Source organism: Photobacterium sanguinicancri (genome assembly GCF_002265265.1).
Taxonomy (GTDB): Bacteria; Pseudomonadota; Gammaproteobacteria; order Enterobacterales; family Vibrionaceae; genus Photobacterium; species Photobacterium sanguinicancri.
Genome location: NZ_NOIF01000436.1, coordinates 1 through 522 on the forward strand (window position 1 = coordinate 1; position 522 = coordinate 522).

Sequence of the window (522 nt, forward strand, 5' to 3'; positions counted from 1 at the left end):
TCAACAGTGATGATTTATTATTTTCATCAGATGTTGATGCTGTAGAGCGTTCAGAAAAGTTATTTTCAAATAGTTCTTGAAAATTATCACTGGAAATCAACATTGGTAGTTCATATTTCGAATTACAAGAAGCACAAAGAACGTTATGAGAAAAAGATTCCATAACTCCACGTCCAGTTCCTATAACTAGGTCATAGCCTTCTATAAATCTCGATGCTTTTTTAGTATATTCCGCCGTTGTGAAAAAGTCACAATCGAGTCCAGATGATAGCTTTTTCAAACTTTGATATATATCATTATTCTCAACGACACCAATAACGGATAGCGAGACATTCAAGCCATTGGATTTATAATATTTAATAAGATTAATAGACTGCTCGATCTTCGACTTATACTTATTCCCAATCCTTGCAATGCATAATCTGACTATTATACACATCTCCGAGCCCACGAGACGGAGCTACATATCGTATGCCGTCTTCAGCTTGAAAAAAAAAAAGGGGGGGGGGGGGGGGGGGGGGG

Annotated in this window: 1 pseudogene; it reads right to left on the reverse strand. The window is 37.4% G+C overall.

Annotation, left to right across the window (positions count from 1 at the left end):
• A pseudogene (locus ASV53_RS25910) lies at positions 1–280 on the reverse strand (hypothetical protein); the annotation flags it as partial.
• Positions 281–522 lie beyond the last annotated feature (242 nt).